Below are 20513 nucleotides of genomic sequence, written 5' to 3'. Positions count from 1 at the left end.
ATGAAAATAAAATTCATAATATTAGGATTAGTAGGTTCATTGTTAATGTCATGCGGAGATGAATTCTTGACGATCAATTCAAAAACTGCCCTGACTGACGATGTTTACTATAAGACACAGGCTGACCTTCAAGCTGCGGTTAATGCTGTTTATGCGCCATTCAGAGAATTATATACTGGTACCAGTGCTACCAGTAACGGAGCGAATGCAGCTTATTTGATGGGAGAAATGCATTCTGATAACGCCCGCTTTTTTTATCAACCGCAATTCAGGGCAACAGTTAGTCAGGAAGAAGTTGCCAATTTTATACATCTTGAATCGAATAGTGTATCAACCTTTAAATATCAGCGAACTTATAGCGCTATTGCCAATGCCAATAAGGTTCTTTCAACCGTTGACAAAGCTTCTTTTACCGACGAGGCATTAAGGGGTAATATTAAAGGTCAGGCACTCTGTTTAAGGGCATTCGCATATTTTGACCTGGTTCAGTATTTCGGTCCTGTACCATTACATACCGAACCTGTTACTACTTTTGATGGAACTGCACTTCCATTGGCATCTGTTGATGAAGTTTACAAGCAGATTATTAATGACTTAAATGCTGCTGTTGGTTTGTTGCCGGCAAAAAGTGGTCAAGCTGATGTTGGTAGAGTAACAAAAGGAACTGCTCAGATGATTTTGGCAAATGTTTATATGGTTCAAAAAAACTATGCAGTAGCCGAGACTTTACTGCGGTCTATCGTAACATCAGGTGAATATTCATTGATGACAAATTATGCCAGTATATTTGCTCCTGCAAATAAAAATAACAAAGAATCCATATTCGAGATACAGTATCGGGCGGGATCTGACGGATATAGCAGCACATTTTGTTATGGTATGTTACCTTATCCTTTAAGCACTGCAGCTATGGCAGCACTAACCGGAACAGTTGATGCTCAGGCGAATACAGGGCAGGCAGAGGGTTTTAATGCACCTTCTCCTGATCTACTTGCAGCATATGAAACCGGCGATTCACGATATGATGCAACTATAGGAACCGTTGCAAATACACGTGGAGAAACACTTCCATTTTGTAAAAAATATCTTCATCCTCACGAAAGAATGAATCAAAGTAACGACAACTGGCCAGTTTATCGTTATGCTGAAGTACTTCTTTTCCTTGCTGAAGCACTAAACGAGCAAAACAAACCAGCCGAAGCTCTTCCATTCCTCAATCAGGTAAGAAGCAGGGCAGGATTGGCTGCAAGCACTGCCAGTTCACAAAGTGATGTGCGTAATGCAATTGCAAAAGAACGTAGAATTGAATTTGCTTTCGAAAATAAACGCTGGCTCGATCTTGTAAGAACAGGTAAAGCAGTTGAGGTAATAGCTGCTTTTGGAAACAAGGTTAAGGCAAATCCATCAGCTTATTACTATTTTACTGGATTTCAGCTTCCGGTAGCTGCTTTTGCTGACATACAGCTAACATGGCCTTTGCCTGCTGCAGAATCATTGTACACACCTTATTTTTAAAGGTCAGTTTATGTATTATAGATTAATTTCTTAATCATAAAAACAACAAAGACTGCCGGGAAATTTCAGTTAGTTTGAAAGAGAACGGCAGTCTTTCTTTTCCTTTATAACTTATTTGAATCTGAATTTTCAAATACCTATTTCTATATATTTTCTCTTAATTGATTCTATTTCAATAACTAGGCTGGTTGTTTAGTCATTATTGCCTGACAATCTGATTGTCGCAATGCTAATAATGCTTCCATAGCAATGGCTAAGGGATTGATTTTATCCAATGCACAGTGGGTATTTATGTGCATAAATTATCTTTTTGATAAATAATTAATTTACTACTCTAAAATCTAATAAAGACATGAATCAGCTAAACAGAAGACAATTTTTTTTGAGGTTCTCACTAGCCACAGCGGGTGTTGTTGCTTTTTCCAAATTTGGATATTCAGCAATTGGCTCACAACCTAATCAAATCAGAACCGAAGATTTTATAGAAACAGAAATAACTCATGGTAAGATTCGTGGAATCAGAACCGAAGGAGTGAATATTTTTAAAGGCATACCTTATGCCGGTCGGGTTTCGGGCGACCGAAGATTTCGTCGGCCTGCACCACTTGATCCGTGGACTGGGGTGCGCGATGCTTTGCAATTGGGCGCACCTGCTATTCAGGCTCCCCGCCGGAATGAGCCAGATCCTTCCGAAGACTGCCTTTTCCTGAATGTCTGGACTCCGGCCAATGATGGGAAAAAACGCCCCGTGATGTTTTACAATCATGGTGGCGGCTTTGTAGTTGGCTCAGGAGGTGCCGGAGGTCAGGATGGCGCCAATCTGGCCCGAAATTTCGATGTGGTGGTGGTTGAACCCAATCATCGGCTCGGATTACTTGGCTTTCTTTATCTGGATGAAATTGCCGGATCGGATTACGCCGGATCGGGCAATATGGGCTTGTTGGATATTACCGCCGGATTGAAATGGGTGCATGATAATATTGCTGAATTCGGTGGTGACCCTAACAATGTCATGATCTTTGGAGAATCGGGTGGCGGTGCCAAAACTTCATGTTTGTATGCCTTGCCCGAAGCGGCCCCTTATTTTAACAAGGCATCCATCGAAAGTGGACCCGGCGTTCGAATGACCGACCGCGAAATTGCTTCAGAAACAACTGAGAAACTTTTAAAAGAACTAAATATCGACCGCAAAGACTGGCAAAAACTGCTTGAAATACCGGCAGCCGATTTATTAGCAGCCCAGGCCAAATTCACTTTTGTTGCGCCCAGCCTCGATAAGAAAAACAGAACAAGGGGCTTTGGTCCGGTTGTCGATGGTGTTGTGCTGCCGCACCATCCGTTCGATCCGACTGCACCAGAAATATCCCGAAATAAACCTTTGCTAACCGGCTGGAATGAAGATGAATACACCTTTTTCGCCTGGGAAAGACATGATACAGAATCGTTCAAACTCGATTTTGCAGGTTTGCAGGCCAAACTCGAGCCACAATATGGCGACAATGCCCGAAAAATTATTGAGGTTTATCGAAAATCAAGACCCAACGCTTCTGCTCCTGACATTTTTGTGGCAATATCATCGATTACGATGATGGGATTGGGCTCAATCAATATTGCTGAACGAAAAGTTAAGCAAAATGGAGCCCCGGTTTATTTGTACAATTTCGGATATAAATCAGAGAATAAAATTCCAGGAACAGATTATCCAATGGGTACGCCACATGCGATGGATATTTCATTCAAATTCAATAATGAAGTTCCACCCAAAGCCGGCGAACAACCGCGCATGAGTTTCGGCGGTAACCGCCCGGAAAGGTTCACCGCATCGCATCACTTTGCAGAGTTATGGACAATTTTTGCACGTACCGGAAAACCCGCTGCCGAAGGAGTTCCTGAATGGCCCGCTTATAACTTAGTTGATCGGCCAACCATGCGCATCGATTCAACATGCGAGGTAATCAATAACAGGTTCAAAGAAGAAGTTGATATGTGGCGATCAATTGGAAGATTATAAAACATATTGCTGGTGAAAATCTCATCTTAAAGGGTTTTCCTGACCTGTTAATTTAACAAAGTGAATTTTAATCTAAACATTCATGATAAAAAGATGAAAACAAAATATATACTTGGTTTTATTGTAATGGCAATCTTCAGTATTCCGGCATTTGCACAAGGCGGAGCTGATGGATTATTAATGCCCAAATTCATTAAACCAAGCGACAACAGTACCAGTATTCTTTTAAAGGATCTCTCAAAAGAAAGACGTTTTCTAAGGGAAATTCCTGCGGACTCCGAAATACATCTGCTGAAGGATATTGTTTACCACAAGTCCAAAAGTATTGACGGAGATCCTATGTCACTTTCGATGGATTTACTTACCTATAAAGATGATAAGATTCGTCCATGCGTAGTTTATGTTGTGGGCGGAGGGTTTTCTTCAGCCTCAAAAGAAAGGAATCTCTATGATCGTTTTGAAGTTGCTAAAGTAGGCTATGTGGTTGCAAGCGTTCAGTACCACGTAGTCAGTAATGGTATATACAGTGATGCTGTAAAAGACATTAAGGCTGCCATTCGCTTCCTTCGGGCAAATGCAAAAGAATATGGAATTAATCCCGATAAAATTGCTGTTTGGGGCGAATCAGCAGGGGGCTATTTGGCTGCCATGGTTGGCACAACCAACGGAGTAAAAGAATTTGAAGCAGGAGAAAATATCGATCAAAGTAGTGATGTTCAGGCAGCAATTGACGTTTATGGGTTATCTGATCTGACTAAAATTGGGGCGGATTATGATGAAGCAGCAGCCAATGCTCATTTTACCTTAATCTCTCCTGACGGGAAATTTATACATGGTAAAAACAGCGGATTGACAAGCCTTGATAAACCCGAAGTTGTTGCAAAGGCAAATCCAATTAATTATGTTAATAAAAATGATCCTCCATTTTTACTATTTCACGGAACTCTGGATGTATCGGTTTCGCCCAGCCAGACCTTGTTGATGCATAATTCTTTGCGTGAAGCAGGAGTCAATTCAACACGTTATGTCATTGAAGGTGCCAGGCATGCTAGCGCTGAATTCTCAGATCCACAAGTTATCACAATTATAGTTGATTTTCTCGACAAGCATCTGAAACAATAGGGGTCATCGCAGGGAAATTTTAACTGGATAAAATAATTAAAGCAGAATCAAATAAAAGAAAATCAATGAGTTTTAATATACGACCGTTACATCGTGATATTGGTTTTTTTGTAATAGGCATCACGATTATTTACTGTATTAGTGGAATCTTACTTGTTTTCAGAGATTCTGATTTTCTGAAACATGAAGTAAATACTGAAAGACAAATAAGACCAAATTTAAGTGAATCTGATCTTGGCATGAACTTGCACCAAATGAACTTCAAGATATACAAAACGGAAGGAGATCTGGTGTATTTCGCTAATGGAACTTATAATAAAGCAACAGGTATCGCAAAATACAAAGAGAAAGTACTTCCTGAATATTTAGGTAGCACGATTAAAATACATAAAGTATCAAGCCGCAGCGCAATGATGTGGATTCCAGTTGTATTTGGAATGCTTCTGTTGTTTTTAGCCATTTCTTCATTCTGGATGTTCAAATTAAAATCCAAGGCTTTCAAAAGAGGGATGTACATTACGGCAGTCGGTGTAATCACTGCTGTAATACTATTGGCGCTATAGTTTCTGGTTGTTTTCAATATTTTTATTGGAAATGCTACTGAAAATTAAAATGTAAGTGAACTAACTATAAATCAACAGTATGAAAAGACTAATCTTCTTTATTTTACTATTGCAGTCGTTTGCCCTGTCTGCACAGTTTGGAACTCCCAACCCTGCAAATCAATGGGATGCAAGTTGGGTCAGTGTCCCCGGCAATGGAGAAAAAGATCCCGGGTTATACTTATTCAGAAAAATCCTTGTTTTGGGTACCAAACCGGAAACCTTCAAAGTGTACGTTTCGGGTGACAACCGCTTTAAGTTCTATGTCAATGAGCAACTGGTGTCGATTGGTCCGGCATTAGGCGATTTAAAACACTGGAATTATGAAACACTCGATCTGGCTCCTTACCTGAAAGCTGGAAACAACATCGTTGCTGCTGTGGTATGGAATGAAGGTGACCTGAAAGCTGTTTCGCAATTTTCGTTGCGAAACGGGTTTATTGTTCAGGGAACCGATGCTCCAACAAAAGCTTTAAATACGAACGACACCTGGAAGTGTATTGCAGATAAAAGTTATACGCCAATAAAACAAACGGTTAAAGGTTATTACGCTGCCGGTGCAGGCGATCAGATTGATATGAATCTTAAGGTTAAAGGCTGGGAAAAACAGGCATTTGATGACAGTTCCTGGGTTAAAGCGAAACCTCTGTTCGAAGTCTCAGCCCGTGGAATTGGTTTCAGAACTTCGAATGCGTGGACAACTGTTCCATCTATCCTGCCTCAACGCGAACTTAAATATCAGCGATTGGCATCTACCCGGAAAGCTGAAGAAGTTTCTGTTCCAAAAAACTTTCCAGCCGAAAAAGCAGCTTTTGTTGTTCCGGCGAATACAACTGCAAAAGTTTTGCTCGATCAAGCGATTTATACCAATGCTTATCCAACCTTAATTTTTAGCAATGGCAAGAACAGCACAATAACCATTACTTATTCCGAAGCTTTGTACGACGAAAAAGGTGTAAAAAATAACCGGAACGAAATCGATGGAAAAACCATTTCAGGCCGACAGGACATTGTTATTTCTGATGGTTCAGCAAATCAGAATTTTACGGCTTTAAATTGGAGGACTTATCGCTACATTGAATTAAAGTTCGAAACAAAGGATTCGCCACTCACCATTGAAGATTTTTACGGAACATTTACCGGCTATCCGTTTGAAATGAATGCCACGCTTGAATCAAAAAACCAGGAATTGTCGAAAATGCTGGAGATCGGCTGGCGTACTGCCCGGTCGTGTGCGGTTGAAACCTATATGGATTGTCCGTATTACGAACGGTTACAATACATTGGCGATGCACGAATCCAACTTTTTGTTTCGTATTTTAACAGCGGCGACGACCGTCTGGCTAAAAATGCCTTGAATCTGGACGACTACTCGCGACAGGCTGATGGCTATACGCTGAGCCGTTACCCGGATACCCAGAACCAGATTATTCCAACCTATTCCCTTTGGCATGTAAGTATGCTTTACGATTACCTGTATTACGGAACTGATCGGAAATTTTTGAAAGATAAACTGCTGGGTTCACGTCAAATCCTGAATTACTTCATCAGTTTTACCGATAAAGATGGATCGTTGAAGAATGTTCCGGGATGGAATTTTACCGACTGGGTCCCGGATTGGAGAATGGGAATAGCTCCCGCAGGAGACGATGGCAGTTCGGCAGCTATGGATTTACAGTTGCTGCTTGCCTTGCAATCGGGCATTGCCTTGGAGAAAGCCGAAGGAAATGCAGAATATGCAGCCTTATATGAGAAAATTGTACAAAAACTAAAAGCAACTATTCAGGCAAAATATTGGGATAATTCGAAGAAAATGTATGCCGATACACCCGCAAAAGATAAGCTTTCGCAACATACAAACAGCATGGCTATTTTGGCCGGATTGGTTGATCCGAGTAATGCATTGAATATTGCCAAAAACATGTTGAGCGACAAAACGTTATCGCAGGCTTCTATCTATTTCAAATATTACTTGCATTTGGCTCTGGTTAAAGCTGGGTTGGGCGATGATTATCTGAGCTGGTTAGATATCTGGCGGAAAAACATTGCTCTCGGGTTGACCACCTGGGGCGAAACTTCTGAAGTGGAAACTACCCGGTCTGATTGCCACGCCTGGGGCGCTAGTCCAAATATCGAAATCTACCGAACTTTGTTGGGAATCGAAAGTGATGCTCCATATTTTTCAAAGGTGAAAATTGAACCACACCTTGGATTGATTGATGAAATTGGCGGATCAATACCGCACACTTCCGGCAAGATAGCCGTAAACTATAAACGAACTGGCAAAACCCTGAATGCACAAATCTCTTTGCCTGAAAACCTTGCCGGAACATTCATATGGGAAGGGAAAAGTTATGATTTAAAAGGAGGTAAGAATAGTTTTCAGTTGTAGTATAGTCTACAACTACTGTGTTGGAGAATGTTTTGAAAATATTGTAATAAGTGTTTACACCTCGGTTGTTTAACCAATAGTAAACAACTAAAGTTCCATGGAAATTGCCGATAAGGATACATTAAATGCAAAAGATAAGTGGACTGAAGTGTCGACATTGTTGAGCCAACAGGGGATTACTTTTGAAAAGTTTGCTGAGAATATCGCGAAGATGCCAAAATTTTATACACTGTGGTGGCAATATAAGGAGGCTGGTACCTACAATGGTGTTATTGAAATAGCTAATCCTTCTCAATCCAGTTTAACTTTTGTTGCGCCTCAGGTAAAAGAACTTGCTACTATACACATGATAATTCAGGCAACTGATACTGGCAAACCTCCCCTAACAGCATTTGCTCGTGTGGTTATCAATATTTTACCTGCAAAATAATTTTCAATATCTGCTTTAACAAAGAAGTCGAGAATATGAAACCTATTGTACGACTTTGATCATTACAGATGATCAAAACTAAAAAACTGACAACAAACTAATTACAAATAACATGAAGCCAAGAATAAAAAACTACATGCTTCTGTCCTTGATTTTTTTCGGACTGATAAGTATGTATTGTGTTAACAGCAATCAAAAATCAGAGTCCCCGAACGACAGTTTAATCTCTGGATTTCAAACACCGCCTGATGCATCCAAGCCGCGGGTATGGTGGCATTGGATGAATGGGAATGTGACCAAACATGGAATTCGCAAAGACCTCAATTGGATGCACCGTGTAGGAATTGGCGGATTTCAAAACTTCGATGCGGGGCTAAACACGCCCCAAGTAGTCGAGAAACGACTAATTTATATGACTCCTGAATGGAAAGATGCTTTCCGTTTCACAACCAATCTGGCCGATTCTCTTGGTCTGGAAATGGCCATTGCCGGTTCGCCCGGATGGAGCGAAAGTGGCGGTCCGTGGGTGAAACCCAACGAAGGCATGAAGAAATTTGTGTGGAGCGAGATCCAGGTTGAAGGAGGACAACCGTTCAGCGGGACACTTCCAAAACCTCCAGTGACAACCGGTCCATTTCAGAATTTAGAAATGGAAGCCGGATTTATGGGAGCTGAACCCAAAGTAGAAACTCCTGAATATTACGCCGACGCTGCTGTTGTTGCCTTTCGTTTGCCAGAAAATGAAAAATCGATGGCCGAGTTGCAACCTATGGTTACTTCGAGTGCGGGGAGTTTCAAACTTGCTGATCTGACTGATGGCGATGTAAAAACAAGTACTTTTTTGCCCGGAGTTGCCGGAAAGAGTTCGTGGATTCAGTACGAATTTGCAAAACCAGAGACCATGCAGGCGCTCACCATTGTGGGTGGCGGGGCACAGATGATGATGGGACCCGACCGGGACTCCCGTTTACTGGAAGCCAGTGATGATGGTCAGGTATATCGGAAGGTTATCGAAATTCCAAGCGGAAGTTTGGCACAAAAAACACTTTCGTTTGCATCCACCACTGCCAAATATTTCAGGTTTGTATGGAATATTCCAGAACCACGGCCAATGCCTTCCATCCCGGGAATGCCCGAAATGCGCAGGGGCAATTCTGCAAATGCGCCGGTAGGAACGCCAGTTGCCGAACTTATTTTGTATCCGGGCAGCCGTATAAACCGATTCGAAGAAAAAGCTGCTTTTGTAGCTGCTTCCGATTTATACACAACTCCAACTCCTGAAGTAAAAACCAAAGATGCCGTTGCAAAATCAGATGTTGTTGATCTGAGTTCGAAAATGAAAGCAGATGGAACTCTGTCATGGACTCCGCCTGTCGGGAAATGGGCAATCATTCGGTTGGGCTATTCGCTAACCGGACACAAAAACGGCCCTGCTTCGCCTGAAGCTACCGGACTTGAAGTGGATAAGTTAAGTGCAAAACACGTGTCAGCTTATTTTACCAATTACCTCGATCAGTATAAAAATGCCACTGGTGGCCTGATGGGAAAACATGGTCTTCAGTATGTAATTACCGACAGCTGGGAAGCCGGAACGCAGAACTGGACGGATGATATGTTGAAAGAATTTAAAAACCGAAGAGGTTACGACATGCTTTCGTGGATTCCGGTTTTGACTGGTCATGTGGTTGAAACGGCCGATGCCAGCGAACGGTTTTTGTGGGACTTCAGGAAAACCTTAGGTGATCTGGTAACCGAAAACCATTACGATTTGCTTACCAAAATGCTGAAAGAGCGCCAGATGGGTCGTTATTCAGAATCGCACGAGGCACGCCGCGCTTTTATTGGCGATGGCATGGAAGCCAAACGCACGGCTGATGTTCCGATGGGTGCTGGCTGGACTCCGGGTGGTTTTGGAGGCAACGAAGGAGGATTTGCTACGGTATATCAGGCCGATATTCGTGAATCGGCATCTGTTGCCCACCTCTATGGCCAGAATTTGGTTGCTGCCGAATCGTTAACCGCCATGGGAACCGACTGGGCCTGGTCGCCCGAATTGTTGAAACCGATTGCCGACCATTTAATGGCCTGCGGGTTGAACCGGTTCGTCATACACACTTCAGTACATCAGCCCGTTGATGATAAAATACCCGGAATGAGCCTTGGCCCTTTTGGCCAGTGGTTTACCCGCCACGAAACCTGGGCCGAGCAGGCAAAAGCCTGGACAGCTTACCTGTCGCGCAGTTGTTACATGCTTCAGCAGGGAAAATACGTAGCCGACGTTGCTTACTATTATGGCGAAGACAATAACATTACGGTGATGTTCAGTAAAATGCGGGGCGGCGACCTTCCTTCGGTTCCTGAAGGTTATAGTTACGATTTTATCAACGCCGATGCGCTGGTGAATCTGCTATCAGTTAAAGATGGCCAACTGGTTACGCCAACGGGAATGACCTACAAAATTCTGGCACTCGATCCGAATAGCCAGTATATGACACTTTCTGTACTTCGAAAAATTAAAAAAATGGTTTCTGAAGGCGCTATTGTAACCGGACCAAAGCCAATTAAAACGCCAAGTTTAGTTGATAATACTGCTGATTTTGATGCTTTGGTAAAGGAATTATGGGGCAACGAAAGCGGTGTAAATTCTGTTGGCAAAGGAAAAGTATATGCAAATACTCCATTGTTACAGGTATTCGCAAACCAAAGTATTGCTGCTGATTTTACTTACTCCAAACCACAGAGCGACTCCAAAATGTTTTTTGTTCATCGTCGGGTTGACGACACTGATATCTATTGGGTAAACAACCGCACCGACAGGGTAGAAGAATTGACCGGAACATTCAGAACCAATGGCAAGGAGGCCGAGATATGGCATCCGGAAACCGGAAAGGTAGATCAAGCTTCCTATGCAATTGAAAAGGAAATGACTAAAGTTCCTTTGCATTTGGAAGCCAATAATGCTGTATTCGTAGTTTTCAGGAACAAAACAAACGAAACTTCGCGCTTAGTAAACAAACCAACTGAAACCAAACTTGCTGAAGTTTCTGGTCCATGGAACGTAAGTTTCCAGGCCAAACGCGGTGCCCCGGCACAGGCAACTTTTGAAGCGCTTGCTCCATGGAATGAAAATCCGGATACAGGAATTAAATATTTTTCGGGAACAGGAACTTATAGCAGAACCATCCAGGCAACTGCCGATTGGTTAAAAGCCGGAACTGAAGTTTGGATCGATTTGGGTAAAGTTCAAAACCTTGCTGAAGTTGTGGTGAATGGTAAATCGATGGGAATTGTTTGGAAAACACCTTTCCGCGTAAATCTTACCGGCGCTTTAAAACAAGGAGAAAATACGCTTGAAATTAAGGTGACCAACCTTTGGGTAAACCGGTTGATTGGCGACCGCCAACCCGATGCCAAAGAGAAAATTACCTATACGATAACATCGCCCTATCGGGCAGACACGCCGCTAAAACCATCAGGATTATTGGGACCGGTACAACTTTTAAGTCTGACAAAATAAAACCAGTAAAATGACAAAAAAGATATTTTTTCTTGCATTGGTGCTGGTAAATAGCATAGTTGTGTTTTCTCAGGGAAAAGATGCTCCTGCTTTTAAAATTGGTGCAGCAAAGATCGACATTACACCAAAACCGGCAGATTTTCCACCCCACATAACCGGTGTGAATGATAACCTCTACGTTCGGGCGGTGGTTATTGACGATGGTACCACCCAGGCTGCTTTGGTATCAACCGATGCGGGAGTTTGGGGGAATACCTGGCAAAAATATACGCAGCAAATTGAAAAAGAATTGGGCATTCCGGTGGCGAATATTTTCATTTCGCCATCACATTCGCACAGCGCCTTGATGGGAGTGCCGGGAAACGATCCAAAAATGGCATTGTTTCAGGCCAATCTGGACCAAACGGTTATCGAAGCAGTAAAGCAAGCGAAGGCCAAACTTCAGCCTGCCCGAATTGCTTTTGGCGAAGGCAAAGCCTGGTTGAATGTCAACCGTGACGCGATAGACCCGAAAACACGCTTATGGTACCAGGGGCCAAACCCCAACGGGTCTTCGGATAAAACCGTTGCTGTAATCAAATTTGAATCTTTAAGTGGTGAACCCATTGCCGTTTATTACAATTATGCCATGCACCCCAACACCATGTTTATGAGCGGTGTATTGAGTGCCGACTTTCCGGGAATAGCATCGAAATACATCGAAGAATATTACGGAGATAAGCCAGTGGCCTTGTGGTTGATGGGTGCTGCAGGCGATCAAAATCCGATATCAACCCGACCGATGATGAATGTTGGCAAGTTTAAAACCAATGCTGCATTGGCCAGCGGTAAAGCCAAAGATGAAGCTGAAGCCATCATGATGGGTTCGAATATGGATGTGCAGGTTGATCCAAAAATACTTGCCCGTCAGTCGCAAATGATTTCGTCGTTGGGACAACTTCTCGCCGAAGAGATACTAAATGTGCTGGATAATACCAAAAGGTATGAAACAAAAGTGAGCATTTCCGGCGATCAGAAAGTGATTACCTGCCCGGGCCGAAAACGGACGAATGCCGGTCGTGAAGGGGCTGCCGGAACTTATGACGATGGCGATCCGGTAAACATCAGGCTAAGCTTGCTGAAAATCGGCGACATTGCATTAACAGGTGTCGATGCCGAGATTTACAATATGATCGGTCAGCAGATAAAAAGCCAGTCAATCTTTGCTAAAACCATTGTGGCTACAACCACTAACGGTATGGCCAATTCAGGATATATTCCGAACGATGAGGCTTTCTGACGGTACACTTTTCAGGTTTTAAGTTCACGATTAAAGCCCGGATGTGCCGAACCCTCGATTGTAAATGGATTGCTTGATTTGATGGATAAGGCAAAGTAATTAATAACTGAAATTCAGACTTCTATATGAAAAAAATATTACCACTAAGTAGCTTGAGTAGTTTGCCGATGTTTTTTCTTCTGCTTAGTTTTTCTGTTGCTCAGGCCCAACAGGGGTCCACTGTTGGTGCTCCTGAGCCGGAAATGGTTCAGCCTGGTCCAATAACAAAACCCATTGTTATTGAGATTGCTGCAAATACCTATTTTATCAACGAATTCGGAATGAACTCGATGTATTTGGTAGTTGGGAAAGACCGTGCTTTGGCGATAGATGCCGGTACCGGATTTTGCGACTTTAAAGGGATTATTGAAGGAATAACAAAACTTCCTTATGATGTGGCACTCACGCATGGTCATCCCGATCATGCCGGGGGTATTGGGCAGTTCGATGAAGTATATATTCATCCGGCTGATACGGCCATGTCAATGAATATTCCTTATGAGCAAAGAGTTCAGTACGGCGAAATCATGCGCAACATGAACATTGGCTACAAAAATGTGTGGGGTTATACCAAAGCCGATGTTACGAGATACACCAAAAAACCAAAGATTAAACTGTTACACGATGAGCAGGTATTTGACTTGGGTGGCCGAGAAGTGATGGTATATCAGGCCCCCGGTCATTCTCCGGGTTCGGTGGTCTTTCTCGACGACCAGAGCCGAATCCTTTTCTCGGGTGATGCAGCCAATGGCAATGTGGGTACAAATCTGCCTGTAAGCACAACCGTAAAATACCTAATCCGGCTTCAAAAAATGCGTCCGCAATTCGACCGAATGTACACCGGCCATATTGCTTATGCCGGAACTGTTAATGCCGTTTCACAGAATTTAAAAGTACTCGATGATGTTATTGAAGCTTTCCGCTCGTTGCTGCGCGGCGATGCCAAAACGGAAGAAATTCGCAACCACCTTTTCCCTGAACGAAAGCAAACGGTAGCAGTCTACGGATTGGCAAAAGTTGGTTTCAATCCTGAGAAACTCTGGGAAGAAGGGGAAGATCACATTGTTCCATAAATAACCACCTATAAAAACAGAAATTATGAAAAAAATTGTATCGTGTATTAGCCTTTTAGTCTTTTCCATTTTTGCATCGTTTGCCCAAATGCCAGCACCGCAAATTGAAGGCAAGGAAGTTTATAAAGGTGAAGATGTTATTTTCCACCAGATCGACGAACATACCTGGATTGGTTCGGGACACCTGATGGCCTCCGAAAGTTTATATCTGGTTGAGGGAAAAACCAAGGCCCTTTTAATTGACGCCGGAACTAAAATTAAAGATTTGGATAAAATCGTGGCCTCCATCACCAAAAAGCCGGTGATGCTTGTTGCAACCCATGTTCATCCCGATCATACCGGCTCGGCCATTAATTATTTTCCTGAGATTTATCTCAACGCTGCAGACACTGTCAACATTCCACGAATGATGCCCGATTATAAAGGCAAAGTCATCTACCTGAAAGATGGTGAAGTGATCGATCTGGGCGGCAGAAAGATCGAAGTTGTATTTACACCGGGACATACGCCAGGTTCAACCACATTTATCGACAAACAAGCCGGATATGGTTTTAGTGGCGATTCGTTTGGCTCAGGAAACTTACTTCTTACCACCACTTTCTCAACCTTAAAAGCTACCTGCGAAAAAATGAGCGCAATCATGGCCAAGGACGGGATTCAATTCCTGTTACCGGGTCACTTTTTTGGAAAAAACCATGAGACAAAACAGCGTGTTGATGATGAATTAATCATCTGCAACGGAGTGTTGTCTGGACAAATTAAAGGGCAGGAAAATCCACAGGGAATGATGGGATTAAATCTGGTTGTTAATCAGTATGGAGTTCGGATTAATTACAATGCGGCAGCTATAAAATAGCAACAAGATTTTATAAAACGGAATGGACAAATACACGAAATACACGATTGAAAACGGGCTGTCGCGCCGAAGTTTCCTGTCACGTGCCATGGTTGCGTCGTGTGCCGGGTTGGTTGGATTTAGCGGATGTAAACCCAACAGCCCAAGTCAGGAGACTTTCGAAAAGGACATGACTTACGGCTACAGTTCCGACAAGGCGGCTCAGCTTTCATTTCTGAAAATGCCCGAAAGAATAAAAGATGCAGACATCAGCAAAACCGAAACCTTTGATGTGGTGGTGGTTGGAGCGGGTGCATCCGGAGTTCCGGCAGCACTTTCGGCATTCGAAAATGGAGCTTCCGTCGCGGTTCTTCAAAAGGAGAATATTGCCATCTCGCAGGGTAATTCTGGCGCCGGTATCGACCTTGCGAAAAGCGACAAAGCCGGAGTGGAGGCGCTGGTTAGCAAACTGATGACCGACAATGCCCATCGGAGTAATCCCAAATTGCTCCGCGAATGGGCATATCATTCGGGTGAGGCTGTAAGCTGGGTTATCGACCGGGCAATTAAGTCCGGTGCAAAGGTGTTTGATCAGGGAAATCTCCAGCAGGTTAAAATCCTCGAAATGAATGGGTACAGGCTTGGTTTCAATACCGCGTATTTCGGACCCAAGCCATACAACAATGGCGATGGTATGCAGGCACTGGCCAGCTATGCCGAAAAAGCCGGAGTTAAATTTTATTACAGTACTCCCGCTGTGCAACTGGTTCAAACCGATTCAGGTAAAGTTACCGGGGTTATTGCTAAAACTGAAGATGGAAAATATATCCGGTTTTTAGCTAAAAAAGGAGTTATTCTCGCAACCGGCGATTACCAGAACGACAAAGCCATGTGCGATTATTTTATTCCTGACGCCAAATATTACGGTCGCAAGCAATCGAATAAAACAGGCGACGGATTCAAAATGGGCTATTGGGCTGGTGGCGTAATCGAACCCATTGGGCACACCAAGATGATTCACGATATGGATGGCGGCCCGGTTACCATGTGCGATATGCCTTTCCTGGCTGTAGACCAGACAGGCAAACGATTTGTGAATGAAAATGTGGAAATGGCTGTGCTGAACAATTACTTGCGTCAATCAGAGAATGCCGGACAATATTCACAGATATTTGATTCGAACTACATGACTCAGGCTGCCAAATGGCCGGGCGTTCTGGTACCTCCTGAAGGGATGAGAAATTATATGCCCGATGAACCTGGACCTCACGATCACGTGTCAACGCCGTTTATTAATACGCATAAGGCTGATACACTCGAAGAACTTGCCGTAAAATTAGAAATAGACCAGGCTACTTTTGTGGCAACTGTAAAACGGTATAATGAACTTGCAGCCTCCGGTGCGGATACCGATTTTGGCAAACCGGCTCATCAACTTTTCCCGATTAACAAGCCACCGTTTTACGGCATTCACCGCACGCTTCGTCTTTCGGCAGTTTGTTCGGGTCTCCTGGTGGACGAAAACCATCGGTGTCTCGATGATCAGGGCAATCCGATTAAAGGTTTGTATGCGGTAGGTAATTTGGGCGGTGGATTTTACGGTGGTGTCGATTACCCGCTAATCGTTTACGGTCTGTCGCTGGGGCGATGCTATACGTTCGGATATCTTGTCGGGAGACATGTAGCCAAATTAGAGCCGTCAGCCTGATTTGTGACCCTTCATTCAAATAATCAATCTAGTTAAAATAAACCTGGAACCGCTAAGGAGAGAGTAAAATGGAAATAAAAGGAACCAAAAATACGGGCAAAAAACCGGGTCGCAAAATTTGGATCATGCTGCTCATATCGTTTGCTGCAATTGTTGCAATATCGGGCATGGTTACCGGCGGAATGATCTGGCATCAGCAGCCCCGTTTTTGTTCATCGTGCCACACCCCCATGAACAACTATGTTCAGAATTACTATCGTGGTGATACCACAATGCTGATTACCAAACACGCGATGGGCGATTCGATTAAATACAGATGTGTCGATTGTCACGAATCAAAACTAAGCGAACAAACAAGGGAAGGACTGCTCTGGGTTGCCGGGAATTACACATTCCCATTCGAGAAAAGAAAAATAGGTACCCGAAGCTTTTGTATGGCAGCAGGTTGCCATGTTGAATCAAAGATTATTGAAGCAACTAAGACTCATAAGAATTCGTTGTTCGCTTACAATCAGCACGATCCTCGTCACGGGAAGCAAGAGTGTTACAATTGTCATTCGATGCATGGTCAATCGGTTTTCAGGTGTAACCAATGCCATAAATTTGAATTGCCAAAAGGCTGGATTTCGCCTCAGCCAAATGGACTGGTAACCAATAACAGGGATAAAAAATCAATTTTTTAGGTTCTTTTTAATTTGGTTGGTTTAGGTCGCCCCTTCGTCAGAAATTAATTTTGATGAGGGGGCTTAAAAATTAATCAATACTCATGGAGAAACATGAAACCCTTAATTCTGAAACCGGTATTCGTTGGTTGATTGACTGTAATCTCTTATTAATGGTTGAAAAAACCACCTAACATTAGGTCTTCTTCTACATTAAAAGCCTCTAATTTAAATGTCTGTACTCATTGGGCGAGTAACCGACATGCTGTTTGAAGAAGCGAGAGAAATGTTGTGAATGCTTGAAGCCCAACTCGCACGCTATTTCGCTGACAGACTTACCTGGTACAAGGATCTTTTCTTTAGCCGCATCAATAATTGCCAGTTGAATGTACTCTAACGCCGTTTTCCCGGTTTCTTTTTTTACAAGATCACCAAAGTAGTTTGCTGAAAGGTGCAATTGATCTGCAAGATAGGATACCGTTGGGATTCCAATTTTTTTCAGATTTTCAGATTCGAAATACGAATTTAAAAGTGATTCAAATTTTGTAAGAACATCCGAGTTTATGTTATCGCGGGTAATAAACTGTCTGTCGTAGAACCTCACACAATAACTTAGGAATAATTCAATATTTGATACGATCAAATGCTTACTGTGTTTGTCAATGGTCTGTTTAAGCTCAAATTCAATCTTCTTAAAACACTCAAGAACCACTTCCAGCTCTTTCTCACTAAGATGTAAAGCTTCATGAACATCGTAGGAAAAAAACGAATAGTTTTTAATGTGCTGCCCGAGTGAAGTTCCCCTTATTAAGTCTGGGTGAAACACAAGGGCAAACCCTTCGGGCTGAAACTTCTTTTTTTGTTCAACGGACATTACCTGACCGGGAGACATAAAAACCAACGTTCCATCCTGATAATCGTACAAATTTCGTCCATACTTTAGTTCACAGTTCTTTCCATATTTAATAGAAACAGTATAAAATCCAAATGTATAAGTCCCCGACACTGCCGATTTATCTTGTGGTTTCAAGGTCGAAAAATCAACCACATTCACAAGTGGATGGGGAGTTTTGACATCAATCATCTTATTGTTTTCAGCTACGGTTTTAATTTCAATAATATTTGTCATATCTCTTACTTTTATTCAAAGATATGTACTATTTATCAGTGACATATCATCCTAATGGGTACACCTGTAAAAGTGGTACAAAGTTCAGTAATGCAGATACCAACAGCCCTTCACTTTTTCCCGTCCTTTGTATCATCAAATAACAATTAAAAAGTGAAAAATGGAAAAAGTAAAATTGAACAACGGAATAGAAATGCCGGTTTTGGGATTTGGAGTTATGCAAATTATGGGCGATGAATGCGAGACTGCAGTACTTAATGCAATTGAAGCAGGGTATCGTTTATTTGATACCGCTGAACTTTATGGAAATGAACAGGCAGTTGGAAATGCTATTAAAAGAAGCGGTATTCCAAGAGAAGAATTGTTTATAGCGACCAAATTTGGTAGTAAGGAAGCAGGCTACGAAAAGACTATAGCTGCTTTTCAAAGATCACTTGAAGCACTTCAGCTCGACTATATCGACTTGTATCTAATTCACCAGCCTTTTGGTGATATCTTTGGCTCGTGGCGTGCTATGCAGTATCTGTATAATGAAGGAAAAATTAAGGCAATAGGTGTATGTAATTTTTTACCCGACAGGTTGATGGACTTAATTGCTAACAGTGGTTTTATACCTGCCGTTAACCAGATAGAAGCCCACCCTTACCAACAGCAAATTGAAACCCAACAATTTTTACAGGATAATGGTGTACAGATTGAAGCCTGGAGTCCGTTTGCCGAGGGAATGAATGATATATTCAATAATGAAGTTCTGGCCGCTATTGCAGCGAAGTACAATAAAACTGTTGCCCAGGTAATCCTCCGCTGGTTAACTCAAAGAGGTGTGGTTGCGATTCCTAAGTCAGGACGAAAAGAAAGAATGATTGAAAACATCAGCATTTTTGATTTTAGATTATCTGATGAAGATATACAGCGTATCCAAACTTTAGATACCAAACAAAGCATGTATTTTGACCACCGTAACCCTGCTATTGTAAAATGGATGAGCGAATACGGATGGTTAAACAGTTAGCCCAAACGAACCTTGATTCCGAAAAGAATTTCTCAAAAAAATAGATTAAATTTATAATTAACCTATAAATAGTAAATTTATGAAAGCAACAATTTTTGGACTATGTTTTTTATAATGAGTGTGCAATGAATCAGTGCACAAAACAACACCAATACATCTGCTATGAGTAACACACCTGAACAACAGGAAATCCTTGACTTATCCAAACAAAAATGGTTATGGATGTCAGATAAAAATGTCGATTTATTAAATGTACTATTCGATGCAAAAGCCATGTTTGTTCATATGGGGGGAACGTGGGGAACAGAGCGGGAAATTAAAATTATTAAATCCGGATTTATTTGGTATAAAAAAGCCGAAGTTTACTCAGCTTCAGTTACTTTCTTCGGGAATACGGCCATACTGTTGAATGACATCGATTTGGTGGCAGTGGTTGGAGGAAACGAAGTCGTTAATCCTTTTATGGTGACGGAGGTTTATCTCAAATTTGGTGTTAATAACTTGTTGCCTTTCTCCAATCGGAATACAAAGATTTGGCTCTCAAATTTAACCCGGCAGAACCCATAAAAAAATATTCGACTGAAAACAAATGGATTAAACCTTACCGGCTGATCCAGGAGATAGAGGAATTTTATAAGCTTTCTTTTTCCGTTTGATATGCATTCCGTTAAATCTGTTTTGTTTTGCCATAAAATTTATCCCCAATAACAATAAGAAAATGATTACTTGATTGATAGAATATAGTCGACTATTGCATCCAGTTCGTTAGCCGGTAATGCCTTGGTAATAGCAATTTGCGGATGCATGACAGATGCCTGGGATGGATCAACGATAGGCTTGCCTGAATCTTTTAAGAAGGCGACTAAACCTTTCTTATTATTGGTGTAGGCCGTTGCAATCGTTTTTAACGGAGGACCCACTAATTTTGTATTTAACTGATGGCAAACTGTGCAGCCTTTATCTTTAAAAAGTTTTTCTCCGGGACTAACAACTTTAGCAGGCGTCTGAAAATTCTCTGTCAAATTTATTGATGTTTTTGTTTCTAAGACGGTTTCATGTTCTGTGTTTCTGCCGGGTTCTTTTTCAGGCGTACTACCTGATACGCAAATCGATAAAACCAGACCTGTTGCGAGAAATATTTCTTTTTTCATGATCGTTATTTCATTGATTAAATGATATTTAACGTT

The 20513-nt window shown here is 42.2% G+C and carries 16 protein-coding genes; 14 read left to right on the top strand and 2 right to left on the bottom strand.

Annotated elements, in window-relative coordinates; genetic code table 11:
- The 12 genes from AQPE_RS03160 (at position 1) to AQPE_RS03105 (ending at position 17206) form a co-directional block, all read left to right on the top strand.
- On the top strand, positions 1 to 1515 hold the full coding sequence (locus tag AQPE_RS03160; RefSeq protein WP_318349598.1) for a RagB/SusD family nutrient uptake outer membrane protein: 1515 nt from the start codon (positions 1 to 3) through the stop codon (positions 1513 to 1515).
- A gap of 352 nt (positions 1516 to 1867) precedes the next feature.
- Positions 1868 to 3526 carry a carboxylesterase/lipase family protein gene (locus tag AQPE_RS03155; RefSeq protein ID WP_318349597.1) on the top strand — a complete coding sequence of 553 codons (1659 nt, stop codon included), beginning with the start codon at positions 1868 to 1870 and terminating at the stop codon, positions 3524 to 3526.
- 93 nt (positions 3527 to 3619) lie between these two features.
- A complete protein-coding gene (locus tag AQPE_RS03150) occupies positions 3620 to 4648 on the top strand; it encodes an alpha/beta hydrolase (protein ID WP_318349596.1) in 1029 nt (342 codons plus the stop codon).
- A gap of 65 nt (positions 4649 to 4713) precedes the next feature.
- Entirely contained in the window at positions 4714 to 5211 is a 498-nt protein-coding gene (locus tag AQPE_RS03145; RefSeq protein WP_318349595.1) for a hypothetical protein, read from the top strand.
- A gap of 79 nt (positions 5212 to 5290) precedes the next feature.
- On the top strand, positions 5291 to 7642 hold the full coding sequence (locus tag AQPE_RS03140) for an alpha-L-rhamnosidase-related protein (RefSeq protein ID WP_318349594.1): 2352 nt from the start codon (positions 5291 to 5293) through the stop codon (positions 7640 to 7642).
- Between the two features lie 97 nt (positions 7643 to 7739).
- Positions 7740 to 8072 (top strand): cadherin repeat domain-containing protein, encoded by a 333-nt coding sequence (locus tag AQPE_RS03135; protein WP_318349593.1) that lies wholly within the window; start codon positions 7740 to 7742, stop codon positions 8070 to 8072.
- Positions 8073 to 8184: 112 nt separating this feature from the next.
- Positions 8185 to 11589, top strand: coding sequence for a glycosyl hydrolase (locus AQPE_RS03130; protein WP_318349592.1), 3405 nt, complete (start codon positions 8185 to 8187; stop codon positions 11587 to 11589).
- A 10-nt stretch (positions 11590 to 11599) separates the two neighbouring features.
- Complete coding sequence (locus AQPE_RS03125) at positions 11600 to 12868, top strand: neutral/alkaline non-lysosomal ceramidase N-terminal domain-containing protein (protein WP_318349591.1); 1269 nt, start codon at positions 11600 to 11602, stop codon at positions 12866 to 12868.
- Positions 12869 to 12993: 125 nt separating this feature from the next.
- Positions 12994 to 13980: an MBL fold metallo-hydrolase gene (locus AQPE_RS03120; RefSeq protein ID WP_318349590.1), complete on the top strand. Its 987-nt coding sequence runs from the start codon at positions 12994 to 12996 to the stop codon at positions 13978 to 13980.
- Positions 13981 to 14005: 25 nt separating this feature from the next.
- On the top strand, positions 14006 to 14836 hold the full coding sequence (locus AQPE_RS03115; protein WP_318349589.1) for an MBL fold metallo-hydrolase: 831 nt from the start codon (positions 14006 to 14008) through the stop codon (positions 14834 to 14836).
- A gap of 22 nt (positions 14837 to 14858) precedes the next feature.
- Entirely contained in the window at positions 14859 to 16523 is a 1665-nt protein-coding gene (locus AQPE_RS03110) for an FAD-dependent oxidoreductase (RefSeq protein ID WP_318349588.1), read from the top strand.
- A gap of 68 nt (positions 16524 to 16591) precedes the next feature.
- Positions 16592 to 17206, top strand: coding sequence for a cytochrome c3 family protein (locus AQPE_RS03105; RefSeq protein WP_318349587.1), 615 nt, complete (start codon positions 16592 to 16594; stop codon positions 17204 to 17206).
- 202 nt (positions 17207 to 17408) lie between these two features.
- Here AQPE_RS03105 and AQPE_RS03100 read toward each other — a convergent pair whose 3' ends face one another.
- Positions 17409 to 18314 (bottom strand): helix-turn-helix domain-containing protein, encoded by a 906-nt coding sequence (locus tag AQPE_RS03100; protein WP_318349586.1) that lies wholly within the window; start codon positions 18312 to 18314, stop codon positions 17409 to 17411.
- 160 nt (positions 18315 to 18474) lie between these two features.
- Here AQPE_RS03100 and AQPE_RS03095 point away from each other — a divergent pair, with 160 nt between their 5' ends.
- Both AQPE_RS03095 and AQPE_RS03090 read left to right on the top strand, forming a co-directional pair.
- On the top strand, positions 18475 to 19326 hold the full coding sequence (locus AQPE_RS03095) for an aldo/keto reductase (protein WP_318349585.1): 852 nt from the start codon (positions 18475 to 18477) through the stop codon (positions 19324 to 19326).
- Positions 19327 to 19488: 162 nt separating this feature from the next.
- Entirely contained in the window at positions 19489 to 19893 is a 405-nt protein-coding gene (locus tag AQPE_RS03090) for a nuclear transport factor 2 family protein (RefSeq protein ID WP_318349584.1), read from the top strand.
- Positions 19894 to 20048: 155 nt separating this feature from the next.
- Here the strand turns inward: AQPE_RS03090 and AQPE_RS03085 are convergent, their stop codons facing one another.
- Positions 20049 to 20477: a c-type cytochrome gene (locus AQPE_RS03085; protein WP_318349583.1), complete on the bottom strand. Its 429-nt coding sequence runs from the start codon at positions 20475 to 20477 to the stop codon at positions 20049 to 20051.
- Positions 20478 to 20513: the final 36 nt, after the last annotated feature.

This window comes from Aquipluma nitroreducens, assembly GCF_009689585.1.
Classification (GTDB): domain Bacteria; phylum Bacteroidota; class Bacteroidia; order Bacteroidales; family Prolixibacteraceae; genus Aquipluma; species Aquipluma nitroreducens.
Note: the sequence above shows the minus strand (reverse complement) of the source record. Positions and strands in the feature narration are given on the sequence as shown.

Excerpts from the sequence above, each read along its gene's own strand:
- AQPE_RS03160 (WP_318349598.1), top strand. The coding sequence starts at position 1 with ATGAAAATAAAATTCATAATATTAGGATTAGTAGGTTCATTGTTAATG.
- AQPE_RS03155 (WP_318349597.1), top strand. The coding sequence starts at position 1,868 with ATGAATCAGCTAAACAGAAGACAATTTTTTTTGAGGTTCTCACTAGCC.
- AQPE_RS03150 (WP_318349596.1), top strand. The coding sequence starts at position 3,620 with ATGAAAACAAAATATATACTTGGTTTTATTGTAATGGCAATCTTCAGT.
- AQPE_RS03145 (WP_318349595.1), top strand. The coding sequence starts at position 4,714 with ATGAGTTTTAATATACGACCGTTACATCGTGATATTGGTTTTTTTGTA.
- AQPE_RS03140 (WP_318349594.1), top strand. The coding sequence starts at position 5,291 with ATGAAAAGACTAATCTTCTTTATTTTACTATTGCAGTCGTTTGCCCTG.
- AQPE_RS03135 (WP_318349593.1), top strand. The coding sequence starts at position 7,740 with ATGGAAATTGCCGATAAGGATACATTAAATGCAAAAGATAAGTGGACT.
- AQPE_RS03130 (WP_318349592.1), top strand. The coding sequence starts at position 8,185 with ATGAAGCCAAGAATAAAAAACTACATGCTTCTGTCCTTGATTTTTTTC.
- AQPE_RS03125 (WP_318349591.1), top strand. The coding sequence starts at position 11,600 with ATGACAAAAAAGATATTTTTTCTTGCATTGGTGCTGGTAAATAGCATA.
- AQPE_RS03120 (WP_318349590.1), top strand. The coding sequence starts at position 12,994 with ATGAAAAAAATATTACCACTAAGTAGCTTGAGTAGTTTGCCGATGTTT.
- AQPE_RS03115 (WP_318349589.1), top strand. The coding sequence starts at position 14,006 with ATGAAAAAAATTGTATCGTGTATTAGCCTTTTAGTCTTTTCCATTTTT.
- AQPE_RS03110 (WP_318349588.1), top strand. The coding sequence starts at position 14,859 with ATGGACAAATACACGAAATACACGATTGAAAACGGGCTGTCGCGCCGA.
- AQPE_RS03105 (WP_318349587.1), top strand. The coding sequence starts at position 16,592 with ATGGAAATAAAAGGAACCAAAAATACGGGCAAAAAACCGGGTCGCAAA.
- AQPE_RS03100 (WP_318349586.1), bottom strand. The coding sequence starts at position 18,314 with ATGACAAATATTATTGAAATTAAAACCGTAGCTGAAAACAATAAGATG.
- AQPE_RS03095 (WP_318349585.1), top strand. The coding sequence starts at position 18,475 with ATGGAAAAAGTAAAATTGAACAACGGAATAGAAATGCCGGTTTTGGGA.
- AQPE_RS03090 (WP_318349584.1), top strand. The coding sequence starts at position 19,489 with ATGAGTAACACACCTGAACAACAGGAAATCCTTGACTTATCCAAACAA.
- AQPE_RS03085 (WP_318349583.1), bottom strand. The coding sequence starts at position 20,477 with ATGAAAAAAGAAATATTTCTCGCAACAGGTCTGGTTTTATCGATTTGC.